The sequence below is a fragment of the Streptomyces sp. RKAG290 genome (assembly GCF_023701695.1).
In the GTDB taxonomy this organism is placed as follows: domain Bacteria; phylum Actinomycetota; class Actinomycetes; order Streptomycetales; family Streptomycetaceae; genus Streptomyces.
This window is the reverse complement of the sequence record NZ_JAJOZC010000001.1, coordinates 3,076,990-3,097,019: the sequence shown is the minus strand read 5'-3', so window position 1 is coordinate 3,097,019 and position 20,030 is coordinate 3,076,990. Positions and strand designations below refer to the sequence as shown.

The 20,030-nt window shown below is 71.8% G+C and carries 12 protein-coding genes, 1 tRNA gene and 8 pseudogenes; 9 read left to right on the top strand and 12 right to left on the bottom strand.

Annotated elements, in window-relative coordinates:
• Positions 1-4: 4 nt before the first annotated feature.
• From cysS to LNW71_RS13345, 3 genes and pseudogenes are all read left to right on the top strand, one after another.
• Positions 5-1,408 (top strand): cysteine--tRNA ligase, encoded by a 1,404-nt coding sequence (gene cysS / locus LNW71_RS13355; protein WP_250968433.1) that lies wholly within the window; start codon positions 5-7, stop codon positions 1,406-1,408.
• 82 nt (positions 1,409-1,490) lie between these two features.
• Positions 1,491-2,445 (top strand): annotated as a pseudogene (gene rlmB / locus LNW71_RS13350) (23S rRNA (guanosine(2251)-2'-O)-methyltransferase RlmB).
• A 245-nt stretch (positions 2,446-2,690) separates the two neighbouring features.
• Positions 2,691-4,325 (top strand): annotated as a pseudogene (locus tag LNW71_RS13345) (DoxX family membrane protein).
• Positions 4,326-4,427: 102 nt separating this feature from the next.
• On the opposite strand, the gene LNW71_RS13340 reads toward LNW71_RS13345, so the two are convergent.
• The 4 genes from LNW71_RS13340 to LNW71_RS13325 form a co-directional block, all read right to left on the bottom strand.
• Positions 4,428-5,138, bottom strand: a complete 711-nt coding sequence (locus tag LNW71_RS13340) for a nucleotidyltransferase family protein (protein WP_250968432.1) — start codon at positions 5,136-5,138, stop codon at positions 4,428-4,430.
• Between the two features lie 35 nt (positions 5,139-5,173).
• On the bottom strand, positions 5,174-5,587 hold the full coding sequence (locus LNW71_RS13335) for a hypothetical protein (protein WP_250968431.1): 414 nt from the start codon (positions 5,585-5,587) through the stop codon (positions 5,174-5,176).
• Positions 5,588-5,797: 210 nt separating this feature from the next.
• Complete coding sequence (locus LNW71_RS13330) at positions 5,798-6,934, bottom strand: sn-glycerol-3-phosphate ABC transporter ATP-binding protein UgpC (RefSeq protein WP_250968430.1); 1,137 nt, start codon at positions 6,932-6,934, stop codon at positions 5,798-5,800.
• Positions 6,935-7,302: 368 nt separating this feature from the next.
• On the bottom strand, positions 7,303-8,703 hold the full coding sequence (locus LNW71_RS13325; RefSeq protein ID WP_250968429.1) for a transposase: 1,401 nt from the start codon (positions 8,701-8,703) through the stop codon (positions 7,303-7,305).
• Positions 8,704-8,859: 156 nt separating this feature from the next.
• Between LNW71_RS13325 and LNW71_RS13320 the strand changes: the two genes are divergently transcribed.
• Positions 8,860-8,932: transfer RNA gene (locus tag LNW71_RS13320), tRNA-Thr, on the top strand.
• 55 nt (positions 8,933-8,987) lie between these two features.
• Here LNW71_RS13320 and LNW71_RS13315 read toward each other — a convergent pair.
• A pseudogene (locus LNW71_RS13315) lies at positions 8,988-10,378 on the bottom strand (NAD(P)/FAD-dependent oxidoreductase).
• 53 nt (positions 10,379-10,431) lie between these two features.
• On the bottom strand, positions 10,432-11,106 hold the full coding sequence (locus LNW71_RS13310; protein WP_250971991.1) for a rhomboid-like protein: 675 nt from the start codon (positions 11,104-11,106) through the stop codon (positions 10,432-10,434).
• A gap of 33 nt (positions 11,107-11,139) precedes the next feature.
• Between LNW71_RS13310 and LNW71_RS13305 the strand changes: the two genes are divergently transcribed.
• Both LNW71_RS13305 and LNW71_RS13300 read left to right on the top strand, forming a co-directional pair.
• On the top strand, positions 11,140-12,042 hold the full coding sequence (locus LNW71_RS13305) for an aminoglycoside phosphotransferase family protein (RefSeq protein ID WP_250968428.1): 903 nt from the start codon (positions 11,140-11,142) through the stop codon (positions 12,040-12,042).
• Between the two features lie 31 nt (positions 12,043-12,073).
• Positions 12,074-12,553 (top strand): GNAT family N-acetyltransferase, encoded by a 480-nt coding sequence (locus LNW71_RS13300; RefSeq protein WP_250968427.1) that lies wholly within the window; start codon positions 12,074-12,076, stop codon positions 12,551-12,553.
• Between the two features lie 58 nt (positions 12,554-12,611).
• Here LNW71_RS13300 and LNW71_RS13295 read toward each other — a convergent pair whose 3' ends face one another.
• Together LNW71_RS13295 and LNW71_RS13290 are read right to left on the bottom strand one after the other, a co-directional pair.
• Positions 12,612-13,613 (bottom strand): zinc-binding dehydrogenase, encoded by a 1,002-nt coding sequence (locus LNW71_RS13295; RefSeq protein ID WP_250968426.1) that lies wholly within the window; start codon positions 13,611-13,613, stop codon positions 12,612-12,614.
• Positions 13,614-13,659: 46 nt separating this feature from the next.
• Positions 13,660-14,896 (bottom strand): annotated as a pseudogene (locus tag LNW71_RS13290) (NAD(P)-binding protein).
• Between the two features lie 108 nt (positions 14,897-15,004).
• Between LNW71_RS13290 and LNW71_RS13285 the strand changes: the two are divergent.
• Positions 15,005-15,712, top strand: coding sequence for a pentapeptide repeat-containing protein (locus tag LNW71_RS13285; RefSeq protein ID WP_250968425.1), 708 nt, complete (start codon positions 15,005-15,007; stop codon positions 15,710-15,712).
• A gap of 109 nt (positions 15,713-15,821) precedes the next feature.
• Here LNW71_RS13285 and LNW71_RS13280 read toward each other — a convergent pair whose 3' ends face one another.
• The 4 genes and pseudogenes from LNW71_RS13280 to LNW71_RS13270 form a co-directional block, all read right to left on the bottom strand.
• Positions 15,822-16,319 (bottom strand): hypothetical protein, encoded by a 498-nt coding sequence (locus LNW71_RS13280; RefSeq protein WP_250968424.1) that lies wholly within the window; start codon positions 16,317-16,319, stop codon positions 15,822-15,824.
• A 144-nt stretch (positions 16,320-16,463) separates the two neighbouring features.
• Positions 16,464-16,673, bottom strand: coding sequence for a response regulator transcription factor (locus tag LNW71_RS36910; protein ID WP_374119523.1), 210 nt, complete (start codon positions 16,671-16,673; stop codon positions 16,464-16,466).
• Between the two features lie 72 nt (positions 16,674-16,745).
• A pseudogene (locus LNW71_RS36905) lies at positions 16,746-17,063 on the bottom strand (response regulator transcription factor); the annotation flags it as partial.
• Between the two features lie 54 nt (positions 17,064-17,117).
• Positions 17,118-18,344: pseudogene (locus LNW71_RS13270) on the bottom strand (sensor histidine kinase); the annotation flags it as partial.
• 234 nt (positions 18,345-18,578) lie between these two features.
• Here LNW71_RS13270 and LNW71_RS13265 point away from each other — a divergent pair.
• Positions 18,579-19,135, top strand: a pseudogene (locus tag LNW71_RS13265) (heme-binding protein).
• Positions 19,136-19,159: 24 nt separating this feature from the next.
• Positions 19,160-19,755 (top strand): annotated as a pseudogene (locus LNW71_RS13260) (ankyrin repeat domain-containing protein).
• Positions 19,756-20,030: the final 275 nt, after the last annotated feature.

Here is a 20,030-nt window from a genome sequence, read left to right as displayed (position 1 = left end):
AGGCGTGACTATTCGCCTGTACGACACCAGCGCCCGGCAGATCCGTGACTTCGTCCCGCTCACAGCGGGCTGTGTCTCGATCTACCTCTGTGGCGCTACCGTCCAGGCCGCCCCGCACATCGGGCACATCAGGTCCGGACTGAACTTCGACATCATGCGCCGCTGGTTCGAGCACCGCGGCTACGACGTGACGTTCGTCCGGAACGTCACCGACATCGACGACAAGATCATCAGGAAGTCGGCCGAACAGGGCCGCCCGTGGTGGGCCATCGGCTACGAGAACGAGCGCGCGTTCAACGCGGGCTACGACGCGCTCGGCTGCCTCCCGGTCACCTACGAGCCGCGCGCCACCGGCCACATCACCGAGATGATCGAGATGATGCGGGGCCTCATCGAGCGCGGCCACGCCTACGCCGCCGACGGCAACGTCTACTTCGACGTGCGCTCGTTCCCCGGCTACCTGGAGCTCTCCAACCAGGACCTGGACGACCTGCGCCAGCCCTCCGGCGACAACGAGACCGGCAAGCGCGACAAGCGTGACTTCGCCATGTGGAAGGCGTCCAAGCCCGGCGAGCCCAGCTGGGAGACCCCCTGGGGCCGCGGCCGTCCCGGCTGGCACCTGGAGTGCTCCGCCATGGCGCACAAGTACCTCGGCACCGCCTTCGACATCCACGGCGGCGGCATCGACCTGATCTTCCCGCACCACGAGAACGAGATCGCCCAGGCCAAGGGGTTCGGCGACGAGTTCGCGAAGTACTGGGTGCACAACGGCTGGGTCACCATGTCCGGCGAGAAGATGTCGAAGTCGCTCGGCAACTCCGTGCTCGTCAGCGACATGGTCAAGACCTGGCGCCCGATCGTGCTGCGCTACTACCTCGGCACCCCGCACTACCGGTCCATGATCGAGTACAGCGAGGAGGCCCTGCGCGAAGCCGAGTCCGCGTTCGCGCGGATCGAGGGCTTCGTCCAGCGCGTCACCGAGAAGGCCGGCGAGACCGTCCCCGCCGCCACCGAGGTGCCGCCCGCCTTCGCCGAGGCGATGGACGACGACCTGGGTGTCCCGCAGGCGCTCGCGATCGTGCACACCACCGTCCGCCAGGGCAACTCCGCCCTCGCCGCCGACGACAAGGAAGCGGCCGTCGCACGCCTCGCCGAGGTCCGTGCCATGCTCGGGGTACTCGGCCTCGACCCCCTCGACGACCACTGGGCCGGCGAGAGCGACCGCGGCGACGACCTCCACGGCGTCGTCGACACCCTCGTACGGCTCGTCCTCGACCAGCGCCAGTCCGCACGCGAGCGCAAGGACTGGACCGCGGCCGACGCCATCCGCGACCAGCTCAACCAGTCCGGGCTCGTCATCGAGGACAGCCCCACCGGACCACGGTGGACACTCGGCCCGCGCCAGTAGTCCTCCCAAGTGCCGCCCGGCCCGCCGGGCGGCACACTTCACTTATACGTACGCATGTCTGAAGCAACGAAACAGGTAGGTCATGGCCGGGAACAGCCAGCGCAGGAACCGCCGCACATCCAACAAGAAGGGCATGCAGGTCGGCAGCGGCGGTAACCGACGCCGTGCTCTCGAAGGCAGGGGCCCGACGCCGCCCGCCGAGGCCCGTAAGAAGCACAAGAAGAACCGCATCGCGACCGCCAAGGCCAAGCAGGCCGCCAACCGCCGCCCCGCCCCCGGCGCGGCGGCGTCAAGGGCACCTCCGAGATGGTCGTCGGCCGCAACCCGGTCTTCGAGGCCCTGCGCGACGGCGTCCCCGCCACCACCCTGTACGTCCAGCAGTACATCGACAACGACGAGCGGGTCCGCGAGGCCCTCCAGCTCGCCGGCGAGCGCGGCAACATCAACCTGATGGAGGCCCCCGCCCCGAGCTCGACCGGATGACGAACGGCCTGAACCACCAGGGCCTCGTCCTCCAGGTCCCGCCGTACGAGTACGCGGACCCGCAGGACCTCACCGCCGCCGCGTACGACAACGGCGAGGACCCGCTGATCGTGGCCCTCGACGGCGTCACCGACCCGCGCAACCTCGGCGCCATCGTCCGCTCCGTCTCCGCGTTCGGCGGTCACGGCGTGGTCGTCCCCGAGCGCCGCGCCGCCGGAATGACGGCCGGAGCCTGGAAGTCCTCGGCCGGCACCGCGGCCCGCACCCCGGTCTCCCGGGTCACGAACCTGACCCGGGCGCTGGAGGCGTACAAGAAGGAAGGCATCGCGATCGTCGGCCTGGCCGCCGACGGCGAGCACACGGTCGAGGACCTGGAGGCCCTCGGCGGCCCCGTCGTCATCGTCATCGGCAGTGAGGGCAAGGGCCTGGGCCGCCTCGTCGGCGAGACCTGCGACTACCGGGTCCGCATCTCGATGCCCGGCGGCGCCGAGTCCCTGAACGCCGGCGTCGCGGCCGGCATCGTGATGTACGAGGTCGCCCGCCGCCGCGCCTGACCGGCCCGGCAGGACCACCCGCACGGGCGGCGGCCGACGGAGGAAACCTCCGCCGTCCGCCGCCCCGGCCGGTCCTTCCCGGGGGCGCATCCGGCCCCGCGTACGCCCCGCCGCGCCCCACCACCACCTGTTGACGGGCCTCGGACACTTCGACACCGTCAAGGCAGTGTCCTAAACACACATCACTCGGTTAGATGAGTGTGGACACCAGAACGCCTCGGTTCGACGAACAACCCGCCCTGAGCATGACCAAGGTGGACTGCGACCCTGCGCAGGTCATCGTCAACCACGCCAGCTTCCGGGTGCAGCTCGCACCCGGCCAGCGCGCACGGCTGCGCGGTGTGACCCCCGCCGGTGCGCCCAGGATCCCCGCCATGAGCGCCCCCGGAGCAGGACGCGGCCGGCGCGCCCCCGTCGTGTGGAGCGGCAGATCCGCCCCGGCGACCCCGGCGCCACCGGACTCCTCCAAGCCGTACGGAACTCCACCGCGGGCCGCCCCGGTACCGCGGGCGGCACGGACACCGTGGGGCGCCCGGACACCGGCTACGACCCGTACGAGCCCTACGCCTCGTACGAGCTCGACGGCGGACGTGGCGGAGCCGGCACCCAGGTCATCCCCCGGCTCGAAGAGACCCAGCCCAACCCCGTCATCGGCGGGCCCCGGCACGGCGGGCCGCTGCTGCCCCCGATGCGGCAGGCCGTCGGCGCCTACGACGCCGTCGACACCGGGCCCGGACGGTACGACGCCGACGGGTTCGACGCGGACGGATACCCGCGGGACACGGACGACGACGACCTCGACGGCGCCGACGGCCGCAGCCGCCGCCAGAGCGCCGACTCGGTCCGGCACGCGTACTACCCCGGCCGCCGCATGAACCTCGGCGTCGTCCTGCTGCCCATGCGCGTCTTCCTCGGCTTCATCTCCATCTACGCCGGCATGGGCAAGCTCTGCGACCCCGTCTACTTCGACGGCGGCGACCGCGGCTCCATGGTCAAGTGGCTGACGTCCCTGCACCCGTGGGCGCTCGCCGAACCCCTGCGCGACTTCGCGCTCTCCCACCCCGTCGGCGCCGGACTCACCATCGCCTTCCTCCAGGTCGTCGTCGGCGTCCTCACCGTCCTCGGGCTCTGGCAGCGCGTCGCCGCCTCCGTCGGCGCCCTCCTGTCCGCCGCCCTCCTGGTCACCGTCAGCTGGCGCACCGTCGCCGCCTACGACGCGCCGGACATCATCTACCTCGCCGCCTGGAGCCCCCTGGTCATCGCGGGCGCCCCCGTCTACTCCGTCGACGGACGCCTCGCCGGAGAGGCCTGGCGCAAGCTCGGCCCCCGCTCCGAGATCTGGGACCTCCGCCGCCGCGTGCTGCGCCGCGGCGCCGTCGTCGCCACCGTCGTCGTCGGCCTCACGCTGCTCATCGGCTCCATGCTCGGCGGCGCCGTCCGCTCCTCCGAGGTCGTCACCGTCCCGGGCCCGACGGCGTACCTACCAACCAGCTCCCCGGCTCCCCGCTCCCGGACAAGTCCCGCAGCGGCAAGGCCTCCCGCACCCCCGCGGGACAGCAGCCCACCCCGTCCCGCAGCACCGCCCCCACACCCCGTCCGCCAAGGCCTCCACACCCGCCACGGACCCCGCCCGCGAATCCGGCCGGGCGGCAGCCGGTACCGGACAGCCCAGCCAGACCCAGGGCACCAGCCAGCAGCCCCCGCAGCAGACCACCCCCCAGCAGCCCCCGGCCACCAGCTCCGGCCCGAGCTCCTCCGGCCCGGCCGGCGGCGGCGCCACCACAGGCGGCTCGGACCCCGGTACCGGCTCCACGGGCGGCACCACCGGAGGCGGCGGCAGCGGCGGCGGCCGCAACCCCATCGGCGGCCTCCTCGGCTGACACCGCCCCACCGCACACACGCCGAGAGGGGCGGGCACGGGAACCATCTCCCGTGCCCGCCCCTCTCGTTGTGCCCCTCGTTGCGTCCGGGAGCCGGGCCGGCTACTTCCCGTCCAGCTCCTTCGCCGCCTCCGTCAGGTCCTTCGCCGTGTCGATGGCCCGCCAGTACGCCCCGTGCGGCAACGGGTAGCCGGCCAGCCGGCGCTCCCGCGCCAGCCGGGGGAACGTCGTCCGCTCGTGGTCACCCCGGTCGGGCAGCATCCCCGTGAACGCCGGCGAGAACACGTACACCCCGGCATTGATCAGATACGGCGAGGGCGGCGACTCGATGAAGTCGGTGATGTGCCCGAACGCGTCCGTCTCGACCGCACCCCACGGAATCCGTGGGCGGGCCAGCGCCAGCGTCGCGGTCGCGTCACGCTCCGCGTGGAAGGCGGCCATCTCGCGCAGTGAGAAGCGCGTCCAGATGTCGCCGTTGGTCGCGTACCAGGGCTCCTGCGGTGCGGGCAGCCGGGCCGCCGCGTACTTCAGCCCGCCACCGCGTCCCAACGGCTCCGACTCCACCACCGTCGTCACCCGCAAGGGCAGCACCGCCTCGGCCAGCCACTCCTGCAGCACCTCGGCCAGATGACCGCACGACACCACGGCATCGGTCACGCCCTCCGCGGCCAGCCAGGAAAGCTGATGGCCGATGATCGGAGTCCCGGTACCCGGGATCTCGACCATCGGCTTGGGGCGGTCATCGGTATACGGGCGCAGCCGCGACCCCTGGCCACCCGCCAGGATCACGGCCTGCGTCGGAAACGTATGCATGCCAGGCACGATATGCCGTGCCCGCGAGGGACCTGTCAGCTGAACTGCGCGACACCCGAGGCGAACGACGTGTCACAGACGGGCCGTGAGAAGCGGTGCGCCCGCGTCGGGCCGTACTGCTCGACCGCGGCCTTGCCCAGCGCCTTCGCGATCGACATGCAGTGCCTCGCGAGGGACGGACGCCCCTCGACGGCACGCTGCAGGTCCGTCAACGCGGCACCGGGGTCCTTCTCCTGGAGCTCCAGGAGAAGCTTGTCGCGCAGGATGTCCTGCTGGGTGCGCGGCTTGGCGCGCTTGGAGACGGTCTGTGTGGACGCGGTGAGCATGGTCGTGTCGGAGTCGGTAGCTGCCCACGGCACGGCGGTGACCGCGAGGGTACCGGACAGGACCATGACGACAGGCAGTACGAATGCGAGAGTTCGGCCGATACGGCGCGCGGTGTGGGTCACGCAGCGAGCGTAGCGGGCAGTGATGATTTGGCGACATTACGTCACTCTCGCGGGGGACGGTTCGAGAGTGTTTTTCGAATAGCGTGTTGACGAACCGGAGTGAAATGACCGTTGTGCCAGGGAATTTGCCGTGGCCCGTCCAAACCCCGGAACGCGCGGCGGCCCCGCACGGAGAACGTGCGGGGCCGCCGTCGTGCAGCGTGTGCGGGATCAGTCGGTGAGACGCTCACCCGTCGACGTCGCGAAGACGTGCAGCTCCTCCGGGCGCGGCACGACGTGCAGCTTGGTGCCCTTCTCCGGGACAGCACGGCCGCCGACGCGGACGACGAGGTCCTTCTCCTGGGAGCCGACCTGCGCGGAGCCGTAGACGAAGCCGTCGGCGCCGAGCTCCTCGACGACGTTGACCGAGACGGCCAGACCGGCCGGGGCGTCGGCGGAGTCCTTGGTGAGGGACTTCGCGGCGGCGCCGCCGTGCTCGACGATGTCGAAGTGCTCGGGGCGGATGCCGACCGTGACGGTCGTGTCGCCGCGGTCCGCGGCGGCGGTGAGCGCCTCACGGGAGACCGGGACGACGCTGTTGCCGAACTTCACGCCACCGTCGGTGATCGGGACCTCGACCAGGTTCATGGCCGGGGAGCCGATGAAGCCGGCGACGAAGAGGTTCGCCGGGCGGTCGTACATGTTGCGCGGCGAGTCGACCTGCTGCAGCAGACCGTCCTTGAGGACCGCGACACGGTCACCCATGGTCAGGGCCTCGACCTGGTCGTGCGTGACGTACACGGTCGTGATGCCCAGGCGGCGCTGGAGCGAGGCGATCTGCGTACGGGTGGAGACACGGAGCTTGGCGTCGAGGTTCGACAGCGGCTCGTCCATGAGGAAGACCTGCGGCTCACGCACGATGGCGCGGCCCATCGCGACACGCTGACGCTGACCACCGGAGAGCGCCTTCGGCTTGCGGTCCAGGTAGTCGGTGAGGTCCAGCATCTTGGCGGCCTCTTCGACCTTCGCCCGGATCTCGGTCTTGTTGATACCGGCGATCTTCAGCGCGAAGCCCATGTTGTCCGCGACGGACATGTGCGGGTAGAGCGCGTAGTTCTGGAACACCATGGCGATGTCCCGGTCCTTCGGCGGCAGGTGGGTGACGTCGCGGTCACCGATGCGGATCGAACCGCCGTTGACGTCCTCAAGACCCGCGAGCATGCGCAGGGAGGTCGACTTGCCACAACCGGAGGGACCGACGAGGACGAGGAACTCGCCGTCCTCGATGTCGATCTCGAGCTGGTCAACCGCGGGCTTCGTGGAGCCGGGGTATACGCGGGACGCCTTGTCGAACGTGACACTGGCCATGCTGAATCTTCTCCTCCACCGGCAGGAACGTGCCGGACGATCCGTTGTAAGGGAGTGGTCTGGTCCAGTCGAGTGAACCTTCGGTGACGCTACCTGGCGGTTTCGAATCTGTCAGTAGTTCGAAGGGGAGGAATTCTCCGGGGGCCAGGCGGGGAGGGGTGCGCTCGGCCAGAGCGCCGCACTTTTGACCCTGTGCAGTCAAGTGGCACGGCAATTGATTTCTGACCGTCTACCACTTGCCACACTTCCTGCTTCGACACCCCCGCCGCCCCGAAACACCCCTGAAGGGCACACCGGACCGGTCTTACATCGGCTCCACAGGCTTTTCGGCCGACGGCCCGTCGGTCCGTATCGCAGTCCTTCGGTCCTCACGCAGTCAGCAGCACGTCTGCCAGCTCCGATGCCTTGATCACTGACGGCGGAGTCCGCCCGGGCGGGAGCGCCGAGGCCACGAGCCAGTACAGCCGCATGCCCTCCTCCCGGAGGTTGCGTGCCGCATTCACATCCCGGTCATGTACCGCACCGCATTCCGCGCACGTCCACTCCCGCACGGACACGTCGAGCGAAGGCCCCCTCGCGAGGCAGCCCGAACACCGACGCGTCGACGGGAAGAACCGGTCCACGATCACCAGTGTCCGCCCGTACCAGGCGCATTTGTACCGCAGCTGCCGGATCAGCTCGCCCCAGGCCGCGTCGATGATCGACTGGCCCAGCCGGGCCTTCCGCCGACGCCCCTTCCCGACTGCCGGACGCAGCAGATTCATGATGGCCAGATCCTCCACGACGAGCACTTGGTTCTCGCGCACGAGGCGGGTGGTCAACTGGTCAAGCATGTCTCTGCGCACATCGCTGATCAGGGCGTACAGCCGGGCGATGCGCGCCCGGGCCTTCTCCCGGTTCTTCGAACCCTGCTCTTTGCGGTGCAGCCTTCGTTGCAGCCGGGCCAGCTCCTTTTCGTACTTCCGCAGCAGCCGCGGATGATCCACCTTCGCTCCGTCGTCCAACGTCACCAACGCAGCCAGACCCAGATCGATCCCCACCGCCTTCGGCTCACGCCCGCCTGACACGAACACGGCGGGCAAGGGCTCGATCCGCTCCTCCACCAGCACCGCGACGAAATAGCGGCCCGCCCGATCCCGCGTCACCGACAACTTGACCGGGTCCACCCCGGCCGGCAGAGGCCGAGACCACCGCACATCCAACGGCACCGTCTGCTTCGCCAGAGTCACCAGCCCCGTGCCGGGCCGCTCCGGATCCTGCGCCCATCGGAAGCCGCTCCGTACGTACGTCGCCGAATCCTGCGACCGGTGCTTTCTCTTGCGCTGCGGATACTTCGCCAGCTGTTTGAAGAAGCGCGTGAACGCCGCGTCCAGATGCCGTAGTGACTGCTGCAGCACAGTCGAGGACACCTCACGCAGCCAGGATGTCTCCGCGGCCTGCCGCCACCCCGTCAAGGCACGGCAGGACTCGGCGAACCCCACCGACACCCGGTGGCGTTCCCAGGCTCCCATCCGGAGCGCCAGCCCCTCGTTGTAGACCCAGCGGCAGGCTCCGAAGGTCTTCTCCAGCTGCTCGGCCTGTGACGGAGTCGGGTAGAAGCGGTACCGGTACACGCGCTGATGCGTACCGGGCTCCTTGGCCCGACTCTTCATGGCAGCCGCCGTCCGGCCATGGTGCTTCTGGCGGTCGGCAATGCCCAGTGCCTCGCGTTTGAGGCGTTTGGCCTCGTCGCCCGTCATGCGTATCGGTTGGTCCGCCGTGTCCGTCATGGCACTCTCCCCCGACTGTCCGATATCCGGATCAGTACGTCAGTGTTCTTGACGCACGGGTGCTCGGATGGTCACGGGGCGGCGGAACTTCGTGGATCGGCGGGAGGGGCGCTGTGTAGAGTGAGGGCTCGCGCGCGAGCTTTCGGCGTGCGCGCTGCCGCCTTAGCTCAGTTGGAAGAGCGGGATACTTGTAATATTCAGGTCGTCGGTTCGATTCCGACAGGCGGCTCAAAGACCCAGGTCAGCACCTTGCTGACCTGGGATTTTTTCATTTCGCGCCACACTCAGCCCCGCCCCGCCACCCGGTCCGCGATCTTCGCGATCGGGTCGGTGCCGGGGCGCGGGGAGGTGCGTTCGCGGCGGTCGGCGGCGCGGTAGGCGGCGTACATGCCGTGGACGCCGAGCCAGCGGAAGGGTTCGGGTTCCCAGCGGCGGACGCGGTGGTTGACCCAGGGCAGGGCGGTCAGTTCGGTGGGGCCGGACTGGCCGGAGTCCTGCTGGATCAGGTCACGCAGGGTGCGGGCCGCGAGGTTGGTGGTGGCGACGCCGGAGCCGACGTAGCCGCCCGCCCAGCCGAGGCCGGTGGAGCGGTCGAGGGTGACGGTGGCGCACCAGTCGCGGGGGACGCCGAGGACGCCGGACCAGGCGTGGGCGACGCGGGTGCCGGCGGTGGTGGGGAAGAGGCGGACCAGCAGGTCGCGCAGGGCCTCGATGGTGGCGGGCTGGGTGCGGCCGTCGTTGTCGGTGGCGGAGCCGTAGCGGTAGGGGAAGCCGCGGCCGCCGAGTGCGATGCGGTCGTCGGCGGTGCGCTGGGCGTACAGGTAGGCGTGAGCCATGTCGCCGAGGGTCTCGCGGCCGTTCCAGCCGATGGTGTCCCAGACCCGGGTGGGGAGGGGCTCGGTGACGATCATGGAGGAGTTCATCGGGAGCCAGGTGCGCTTCTGGCCCTTGATGCTCGCGGTGAAGCCCTCGGTGCAGCGCAGGATGTACGGGGCGCGGACCGTGCCGTACGGGGTGACGGCGTGTTTGGGCTTGATCTCAGTGACGGGGTGGACTCGTGGATCGTGACGCCGAGCGCTTCGACGGTGTCGGCGAGGCCCGTGACGAGTTTGGCGGGGTGCAGGCGGGCGCCGTGGGGGGTCCAGGTGGAGCCGACGGCACCGGTGACGCGGACGCGCTCGGCCGTCTCGCGGGCGCCGTGCAGGGTGCGGTCAGTCTCGCCGAAGGCGATCTCGGCGGCGTGGAATTCCTTGAGGCGGGCGAGCTGGGCGGGCGTGCAGGCGACTTCGAGGACGCCACCCCGGTGGATGTCGGCGTCGATCTTCTCGTCGGCGGCGACGCGGATGACCTCGGTGACGGTGTCGTTCATTGCCTGCTGGAGGCGGACCGCGGCGTCGTGGCCGTGCAGTTTCGCGTAGCGGTCGCGTCCCGCAATGCCGTTGTAGAGCCAGCCGCCGTTGCGTCCGGAGGCGCCGTAGCCGCAGAACTTGGCTTCCAGCACGGTGATGTTGAGGAAGGGGACGGCCTTCTTGAGGTAGTACGCCGTCCACAGTCCGGTGTATCCGCCGCCGACGATGCAGATGTCGGCGGTGGCGTCGCCGGGCAGGGGTTCGCGGGGTGTGGGGGTGCCCTGGTCCGCGTACCAGAAGGATATGCCGCCGTTGACGGTGCTCATGTTGCCCCTGCTTGTCCTGTGGCTGTCTGCCTGTGCGCCTGTGTGGCGGGACGTTACTGGGCGGGGGCGGGTTTCGTCTCGTTCCGGCTGCGGGTCAGCGGGTAGCAGGCGAGGCCGATGAGCACGGAGGTGAAGTGGCCGACGTCGGTGAAGGTGGCGCCGGTGACGAGGGGGACGGCGTAGATGACGAGGACGGCGAAGAGGTAGACGTACCGCCAGGGGCGCGGGACGTAGTAGGTGAGTACGGCGACGACACCGGCGAGTGCGTAACTGACGCCTACGTCGAGGGTGTTGACGGCGGACTCGGGTGCGTGGCCGTGCTGGATGGCCCAGGCCAGGACGCCTTCGCTGACGAGGGTGGCGAGGACGTGGGCGGCGGCGGCGACGGTGAGCCAGCGCAGGGTGCCGAGGCGGCGTTCGGCGGGGGCGTGGAAGACGGTGTAGAGGATGGCGTAGGGGAGCCATTCGCCGCTGTCGATCCAGAAGGCGCTGCTGATCAGGACGCGTACGGGGTTCTGCGACAGCTCGTGGATGTTCGTGGAGCGCTGGCGGAGGAAGTCCGCTTCGAAGGCGGGTGACATCTGGTGGACGATGACGGTGGTGACGAAGAGGGCCGTCAGCCAGATGTACGTGCCGGGGGCGCTGCGGATCCATGAGCCGGCGCCGCGGATCCACGTGGCGGGCGCGGAGCGGGGCCGCGTGGGCGGGGCGGGGTGGCTCGGGGTCATAACCGATTGACGCACGCTCCTACGATCGGGGGCGTGATTGACATTCCGGATGCCCTCGTCGCCACTCAGTCCAAGTACAACGGTGCGGCCGGGCGGGCCTTTGTCGCCGCGTTGCCGGGTATGGCCGCGGAGTTCATGGAGCGTTGGGGGCTGCGCCGGGACGGCGACCCGTGGTCCGGGGTGTGTGCGCTGGTGCTTCCGGTGGTGCGGGTGGCGGACGGGTCCAGGGCCGCCCTGAAGCTGCAGCCGGTGGACGCGGAGACGGTGGGGGAGCCGGTCGCGCTGCGGTTGTGGGGTGAGGCCTCGGTCGGCGCGGTGCGGCTGCTGAACCATGACGCGGTGACGGGGACGATGCTGCTGGAGCGGCTGGACGGGCATCGTGCGCTGTCGGGGATGGCGGATGTCCGCGAAGCGGTGCGGATCATCGCGGAGCTGCTGGCGCGGCTGACGTCGGTGCGGGCTCCTGCCGGGTGCGGGCTGCGGGGCCTGGGGGAGGCGTCGGCGCGGATGCTGGCGGCGGCGCCGGGGGTGGCGGAGCTGCTGGTCGACGAGGCGGAGCGGCGGCTGCTGGCGGACTGCGCGGCGGCGGTGCGGGAGGTGGTGGCGGAGCCCGGGGACCGGCTGCTGCACTGGGATCTGCACTACGGCAATGTGCTGGCCGGGCGGGGCGGGCAGTGGGTGGCGATCGATCCGAAGCCGTTGACCGGTGATCCCGGGTTCGAGCTGTTCCCGGCGCTGGTCAACCGGTTCGACGCGGCCGGGGTGGCGTGGCGGTTCGATCTGCTGACGGAGGTGCTGGGGCTGGACCGGGGGCGGGCACGGGCGTGGACGCTGGGACGGGTGCTGCAGAACGCGTGCTGGGCTGTCGAGGGCGGCGAGCGGCGGCTGGCGCCGGAGCAGGCCGAGATCGCGCGGCGGCTGCTGGGTCGGGCGTAGCGGGCCGGGCGCTGCTGCTTACGCTGCCTCCATGATTCGTACCGCTACGGCTGCCGATGTCCCTGCCCTTCACGCGATGGTGCGTGAGCTCGCCGATTACGAGAAGGCGCTGCACGAGGCGAACGCCACCGAGGAGCAGTTGCACGAGGCGCTGTTCGGCGAGCGGCCTGCCGCGTATGCGCACATCGCCGAGTCCGACGAGGACGGCGAGGTGGTGGGCTTCGCGTTGTGGTTCCTGAACTTCTCCACGTGGCGCGGGGTGCACGGCATCTATCTGGAGGACCTGTACGTGCGCCCGGACCGGCGTGGCGGCGGGCACGGGAAGGCGCTGTTGCGGGAGTTGGCGCGGATCTGTGTGGCGCGGGGCTATGAGCGCCTGGAGTGGTCGGTGCTGAACTGGAACGCTCCGTCGATCGCGTTCTACGAGTCGCTGGGTGCGCGCCCGCAGGACGAGTGGACGGTGTACCGGCTGACGGACGAGGCGTTGGCGGGGCTGGGCGGGGTGCGCTAGAGGCCGGGCGCGGGCGGGGTTCCCGTTCCCGCCCGCCGGGCCGCTGCCCCCTCCGGGTTCAGGGGATGAGCACGACCTTGCCGGTGGTGCCGCGGGTTTCGAGGGCGCGATGGGCGGCGGCTGCCTCGGCGAGCGGGTAGCGCCGGACGGCGGGTCGCAGGCGGCCGGCGGCTGCCTCGGCGAGGGCCCGGGTCTCCAGGGCGCGCAGGCCGCCGCCGCGTTGGATCATCGCGGGCCCGAGGACGTTCTGCGAGGTGATGGCAAGCGCGGCGAGTTCGTCCTCGGTGAAGGTGAGCGGGCGGCCGTCGTGGAGCCCCTGGCCGGACCAGCCGTAGACGACGTGCTGCCCGCCCTTGCCGAGGAGGTCGACGGCGGCGCGTGCGGTGGTGGAGCCGACGGAGTCGTAGACGACGGTGGCGCGGCGGCCGCGGTCGTCGAGGTAGGTCCGGACGTGGCGGGGCCAGTCGGGGAGGGTGTAGTCGACGGCGAGGTCGGCGCCGTTCGCGCGGACGAGGGAGGTCTTGGCGGGCCCGCCGGCGAGGCCGATGACGGTGGCTCCGGCGTTCTTGGCGTACTGGACGAGCAGGGTGCCGATGCCGCCGGCGGCAGCGGTGACCAGCGCGACGGAGTCGGGCCCGAGCGGCGTGAATCCGAGGATGCCCAGGGTGGTGCGGCCGGTGCCGATCATGGCGACGGCTTCGGCGTCGGAGAGGCCGTCGGGTACGGGGTGGAGCCGGTCGGCTTCGGTGACGGTGAGTTCGGCGTAGCCGCCGGGGGCGGTGCCGAGGTGGGCGACAACGCGCCGGCCGAGCCAGTCGGGGTCGGTGCCCTCGCCGAGTGATTCGACGGTGCCGGCGATCTCGCGGCCGGGGACGGTGGGCAGTTCGGCGGGTGCGGGGAACGGCCCGGTCATGCCCTGGCGCAGGGCGGTGTCGAGGAGGTGTACGCCGGCGGCGCGGACGGCGATCCGGACCTGGCCGGGTGCGGGGACGGGGTCATCGGTGCGTTCGTAGGTGAGGTTCTCGGCCGGGCCGAAGGTGTGGAGGCGGACGGCGTGCATGGCGGGCTCCCCGGGCTGTGGGTCTCGGTGCCCCCACCCTCCGACCTCAGGTGCGCTTGAGGTCAAGCGGTGAGCCGGGCGAGGTGCGGTGCTCGGTGGCGGGCGCACCGTGGCCGGGTGTGGTGCGGTGTTCGGTGGCCGTGACGGCGAGGAGGGCCGCTTCCATGCCGCTGTTGAAGGAGACCTCGCTGAGCACGCCGGGGGCGGCGACCTGGTCGCCGGCGAGGTAGACGCCGTTGCCGCGGTCGATGGCCGGCCGGTCGCGCCAGGTGGTGCCGGGGTGGTCGACGGCGCCGGTGCGGCCGGCGGCGAGGGATTCGCGGCGCCACACGGTGCGTTCGCGCCAGCCGGGGAAGCCGAGGTCGAGGAGTTCTTCGGCGCGGGCGATGCCGGTGGCCCGGGAGGCGTCGGGGGCGAGCGGGAACTGTCCCTGGAGGAGCTGTCGTCCGTCGGGGCCAGGGTGCCGTCCTGGGCGCTGAAGCGTTCGATCCAGCCGGGGGCGTCGAGGTCGGAGACGGCGAACGCGTCGCCGCGCCGGGTGCGCAGGGCGAGGTCGATGAGGGCCGTGCGGCCGGAGGCCCAGCTGAGTGCGGGGTCGTCCAGGAGGGTGCGGGCGGAGTCGAGGGAGGTGGCGACGACGACCGGGCCGGTGCGGGCGAGGGCGTGGAGGGCGGCCCGGTCGATGCGGGTCGCGGTCTCGATGCGGACGCTGAGGTTCCAGGCGCGGGCGGCCATCCTGTCGATGAGCTGGGCCCAGCCGCCGATCGGGTAACGGGCTTCGGGTGGCAGGGCGCCGGCGCGGTGCAGCCGTTCCTGGACGAAGGCGGCGGAGAGGCTGCCCGGGTCGTGGTGGAAGAGGGCGACGGCGGCGTAGTGCGCGGCGGCGCGGGCGCCTTCCTCGCCGATCCGTGCGGTGGCCCAGGTGCGGAAGTCGGTGGCGACGGGGGCCTGCGCGGCGTTGCGGCGGCTGAGCCGGAGGAGGGCCAGGGCGGGGTGCGGCGCAGCGTGCCCCGGTGGCGGAAGCGGAGCCGGGTGGCTTCGAGGGGAGGCACGGGGGTGGTGGGGCCGAGGAGGTTGCGCTGTTCGAGCCAGGTCCAGTGCGGGCCGCGGCGGTAGAGGGCGTGCGGTCCTTCGTTGGTGCGGTACGGGCCGTCGGCGGTCCTGGCGCGTCCGCCGAGGGTGTGGTGGGCCTCGTGGACGGTCACCAGGGCGCCGGACTCGGCTGCGGTGATGGCTGCGGTGAATCCGGCGAGGCCGCCGCCGATGATGTGGATGCGCTGCATGGTCCCGGTCTCCTTCGCTGGAGGTGCTCCTGCAGAGGGGACGGACGGCGGGGGCCGGATGTGACATCGGGGGCGGGGCGTTGTCGGTGGCGTGCGTCACGATGGGGGATGGTGCGCAGCAGCGGTAGCGGTAGTGGTCGTGGGAGCAGCGGTGGCGGTAAGGGAGCTGTCGCGGTGGCGCGGCGGGCGGAGGTGCGGCTGCCGACGCTCGATGCGTACGACGGCGCGGGGCTGGAGCCGGACGGGGATTACGACAGCGTGCGGTTCGAGGCCGTGGACCTGGCGGACGAGTCGGCGCCGGGGGCCCGGTTCATGGACTGTGCGCTGGAGGGCTGCGCGCTGGACCGTACCGAGCTGGTCAGGGCCCGGTTCATCGATTCGGTGCTGACCGGGGTGCGCGGGGTGGGCACCGATCTCGCGGGGGCGTCGCTGCGGGACGTGGAGATCGTGGACGCGCGCCTGGGCGGGGTGCAGCTGCACGGTGCGGTGCTGGAGCGGGTGCTGGTGCGGGGCGGGAAGATCGACTACCTGAATCTGCGGAAGGCCCGGCTGAAGGATGTGATCTTCGAGGGCTGTGTGCTGTCCGAGCCGGATTTCGGGGGTGCGCAGCTGGACCGGGTGGAGTTCCGGGACTGCGTGCTGAAGCGGGCCGATTTCAGTGCGGCGCGGATGGAGTCGGTGGACCTGCGGACGGTCGCGGAGCTGGACATCGCGCGCGGGGTGGAGCGGCTGGCCGGTGCGGTGATCAGCCCGTCGCAGCTGATGGAGCTGGCTCCGGCGTTCGCGGCGCAGATCGGGGTGCGGGTGGAGGCCTGAGGCGGCGCGCCTCCCGGGGGCCGGCCGGGCACCGGGAGGCGCGCGGGGGGTGTCCTTCGAAGGCCGGGGCCCGTCGGGCCGGGGTGTGTCCTGCGGGGTGGGGCGCCCCTCAGAGCCGGGGGAAGCGGGCCTGGAGGTCCCAGATCGCGGGGTTGTCGGCGAGGCCCTCGTGCATGTCGGCGAGGTCGGCGATCAGGTCGTGCAGGAAGTCGCGGGCCTCGCGGCGCAGCACGGAGTGGCTGAAGGTGAGCGGTGCTTCCTCCGCGGGCATCCAGTCGGCCTCGACGTCGACCCAGCCGAAGCGGCGCTCGAAGAGCATGCGGTCGGACGACTCGGTGAAGTCGAGTTCGGCGAACTGGCGGCGGTGCGAGCGGTTGCCGCGGGGGTCGCGGTCGACCTGTTCGACGATGTCGCACAGGGCCCAGGCGAAGTCGAGCACCGGCACCCATCCCCAGGCTGTGGATACTTCGCGGTCCTCCTTGGTGTCCGCGAGGTAGACGTCCCCGGAGAACAGATCGTGGCGCAGGGCATGGACGTCCGCTCGGCGGTAGTCGGTCTGCGGGGGATCGGGGAAGCGTCGGGAGAGGGAGTAGCCGATGTCGAGCACGGTTCGATGGTGTCATGCCCGGCGTGTCGCTCCTGCACCAGTGGATCCTCGCCCGGTTCCGCAGCGGGGTCGTCACGGCAGCCTTCTCCCGGGCGTCCGGCACCGCGGCCGGGGCGTTGTCTCTTCGGTTCCGCGGCGGGACCGTCACGGCAGCAGGCGTTGCTCCTTCGCCACGGAGACCGCGCCGGCGCGGGTGTCGACGCCGAGTTTGTCGTAGATCCGGCCGAGGTGGGTCTTGACCGTGGCCTCGCTGATGAACAGCGCGCGGGCGATGTCGCGGTTGCCCAGGCCCTGGGAGAGCTGGCCCAGGATGTCGAGTTCCCGGTCGGTGAGGGTGGGCAGCGGCTTGCGCATGCGAGCCATGACCCGGCTGGCGACCGGCGGGGAGAGGGTGGTGCGGCCCTGGGCGGCCGAGCGGATAGCGGCGAAGAGTTCCTCCGGCCGTTCGGCCTTGAGCAGGTAGCCGGTGGCGCCCGCCTCGATGGCGCGGGTGATGTCGGCGTCCGTGTCGTAGGTGGTGAGGACCAGGACGTGGGCGCCGCCGGTGGTGGCCGCGATGCGGCGGGTGGCCTCGACGCCGTCGATGCCCTCGCCGAGCTGGAGGTCCATCAGGACGACGTCCGGGGTGAGCTTGGCCGTCAGGGCGACGGCCTCCTCGCCGCTGCCGGCTTCGCCGACGACCTCGATGTCGGGTTCGCTGCCGAGGAGGGCGAGGAGTCCGGCGCGTACGACGGCGTGGTCGTCGCAGAGCAGGATCCGGACGGGCGGGTGCGCGGTCATGCGGAGTCCTGGGGTCGGAGGGGGCTGCGGGCGCGAGGGTGAGGGGACGGCGGCGGTCACCACGGTGCCTTCGCCGGGGGCGGACTCGATGGTCAGGGTGCCGCCGAGCTGCCGCAGCCGGGCCCGCATCGCGGGCAGTCCGTGGCCGCGTACGCCACCCGGCGCCCCGGTGTGCGCGGCGGGGGCGAAGCCGTGGCCGTTGTCGGCGATGTCGAGGACGACCCGGTCGTCGAGGTGGGTGAGCGTCAGGGCGGCCTCGGTGGCTCCGGCGTGCTCGGTCACGTTGGCCAGTGCGCCCTGCGCGATCCGCAGCAGTGCGGACTGCACGCGGTCGGGCAGTGCGGTGGGGGATGCGCCCTCGACGTGGCAGCGGACGGTGAGGCGGCCCTGGGCCTGTGCGCTCTCGCGGGCGGCGAGGGCGTGCAGTGCCGCTTCGAGGCCGCCGCCTTCGGCGAGGTCGGCGGGGGCGAGGTCGTGGACGAAGCGGCGGGCCTCGGCGAGGTTGCGTTCCGCGATGCCGGTGGCGGTGCGGACGTGGCGGCGGGCGGTGGCGGGGTCGGTGTCCCAGGTGCGGTCGGCGGCCTGGAGCAGCATCTGCTGGCTGGACAGGCCCTGGGCGAGGCTGTCGTGGATCTCCATGGACAGCCGCTGCCGCTCAGCCAGGGTGCCCTCGCGCCGTTCGGTGGCGGCCAGCTCGCGGCGGGTGCGCAGCAGGTCGTCGATGAGTTCGCCCTGGCGCACGGCCTGGCGCTGCATGTGGACGAAGACGGCGGTCGCGACGGCCGCGACGGCGGGCGGGGCGAGGACCAGGTTCGGGTCGAAGCCGTCGGCCAGCCGCAGTTGCGCGGCGACGACGAACAGGGTCAGCAGCGCGACCAGGGCGAGTGCGGCGCGCGGCGGCAGGATGCGCAGCCCGGTGTAGAAGAGCGGCACCGCGCACCAGGCGAAGCTCGGCGCGAGGACGACCAGCACCATCCACACGGCGACGAGCACCCCGAGCCAGAGCAGGCTGCGTGGTGTCGGCCGGGAGCCGAGGACCGGGCCGAGCACGTACAGGGCGGCCAGGGCTACGGACAGCCCGATGATCCACGGGGTGCGGGCCTCGCCGGGGTGGCGCAGCAGGAAGCGGGTCAGTGAGGCGCCGAGCAGCAGGAAGAACGCGGCGTGCATGAGCAGGGCCAGCCCGCGGGTGCCGAGCTCGGCGGCGGGCGCCGCGGCGCGTACCGGCCGGTTTCGCTGCTCCACTCGTATCCCTGCTCCTCACCGCGGGCCCCGGTCGTGGGGACCGGTGCTGACCTGCGCGGACATTCCATCGTCACCCTGATCGGCCGCCCCCGCATCAACCGATCGGCCGATGGGGCCGTCAGCCGTCCCGCGTGCGGCGTCCAGCCGGTACGCCGACCCTCCGGCCCCGGAACCGGCCGGAGGATTGATCTCGGAACACCGCAACCACCTATTGCCGCCGCTGAGGAGCCCCCCATGAAGAAGATGTCGCTGCGCACCCGTGTCCTGACCGGTACCGTCGCCGCCGCCGCCCTCGGTGCCGGCACCCTCGGCGCCGTGTCCGCGAACGCCGCCGCCCCGGCCGCCGCGCCCGCCTCCACCGTCAAGGCCGACACCTCGGACCGGAACCTGCAGCAGTCCACGCACCTGACCGTGGACGCCGCCACGAAGGCCGCGAAGGCGGCCCTGGACGCGGCCGAGAAGGAGAACCAGCGCGTCGCGGTCTCCGTCGTCGACCGCAACGGCAACACCGTCGTCACCCTGCGCGGCGACGGCGCCGGCCCGCAGGCGTACGAGTCGGCCGAGAAGAAGGCGTACACCGCCGTGTCCTGGAACGCCCCGACCTCCGAGCTGGTCAAGCGGCTCGCCCAGACCCCGAACCTGAAGGACATCCCTGGCACGCTGTTCCTCGCGGGTGGCGCCCCGGTCGCGGTCAAGGGCGCCCCGGTCGCCGGTGTCGGCGTCGCGGGGCCCCGTCCGGCGACCTCGACGAGAAGTTCGCCCAGGCCGGCGTCGCCGCCCTCGCCAAGTAGTCGCGACAACCCCGGGAGACGGACATGAACGCCCTCGATCACCAGCTGCTCGACGCCGCACGGACCGGCGACACCGATGCGGTGCGGACCGCGATCGAGGGCGGCGCCCGGGTGGACGTCCGCGACGAGGAGCTGCGCACCCCGCTGCTGCTGGCCGTGCACGGGACCATGTGGAGGTGGCGCGGCTGCTCGTCGACGCGGGTGCCGACCCCGATGCGCAGGACCGCCGTGAGGAGAGTCCGTGGCTGGCCACGGGCGTCACCGGCAGCGTCCCGATGCTGCACGTGCTGCTGCCGGCCGGGCCGGATCTGAAGCTCCGCAACCGGTTCGGCGGCATCGCGCTGATCCCGGCGAGCGAGCGGGGCCATGTCGGCTACGTACGGGAGCTGCTCCGGGTCACGGACATCGACGTCGACCACGTCAACCGGCTGGGCTGGACGGCCCTGCTGGAAGCGGTGATCCTCGGCGACGGGGGCCGGGCGCACCGGGAGATCGTCGAACTGCTGCTGGCCGCGGGCGCGACACCCGGGCTGCCGGACGGCGACGGCGTCACGGCGCTGGCGCACGCGGAGCGCCGCGGGTTCGCGGAGATCGCGGCGCTGTTGCGGGACACCCGGTGACCGTCCGCCGGGCGGTGCCGGTGCCGGCAGCGGCGGCCGTGCTCGCCGGCTGCGCGGCGGATGCCACCGGCACGGCAGCACGGCCTACGTCACCGGGGGCTTCACCCGGGACGGGTACGGGAACGGGATCGCGGTCGTGGACCTCGAAGCAGGCCGCCACCGGTCCGGCTGACGGCGGGTGAACGGTCGCTGGGCATCGCGGTGCTCCGACGGCCGGCGCCGTCGGGGCCGCCCGCATCCCCGTAATCCGACAATCCGCACATAGGATCAACGGT

What these genes read in the sequence shown, in the direction of transcription:
- LNW71_RS36910 (WP_374119523.1), bottom strand. Translation starts at nt 16,673, where the DNA reads ATGCGCAAGCCGCTGCCCACCCTCACCGACCGGGAACTCGACATCCTG.
- LNW71_RS13295 (WP_250968426.1), bottom strand. Translation starts at nt 13,613, where the DNA reads ATGCACGCCGTCCGCCTCCACACCTTCGGCCCGGCCGAGAACCTCACC.
- LNW71_RS13340 (WP_250968432.1), bottom strand. Translation starts at nt 5,138, where the DNA reads ATGCATACGTTTCCGACGCAGGCCGTGATCCTGGCGGGTGGCCAGGGG.
- LNW71_RS13300 (WP_250968427.1), top strand. Translation starts at nt 12,074, where the DNA reads ATGATTCGTACCGCTACGGCTGCCGATGTCCCTGCCCTTCACGCGATG.
- LNW71_RS13330 (WP_250968430.1), bottom strand. Translation starts at nt 6,934, where the DNA reads ATGGCCAGTGTCACGTTCGACAAGGCGTCCCGCGTATACCCCGGCTCC.
- LNW71_RS13310 (WP_250971991.1), bottom strand. Translation starts at nt 11,106, where the DNA reads ATGACCCCGAGCCACCCCGCCCCGCCCACGCGGCCCCGCTCCGCGCCC.
- LNW71_RS13325 (WP_250968429.1), bottom strand. Translation starts at nt 8,703, where the DNA reads ATGACGGACACGGCGGACCAACCGATACGCATGACGGGCGACGAGGCC.
- LNW71_RS13285 (WP_250968425.1), top strand. Translation starts at nt 15,005, where the DNA reads ATGGTGCGCAGCAGCGGTAGCGGTAGTGGTCGTGGGAGCAGCGGTGGC.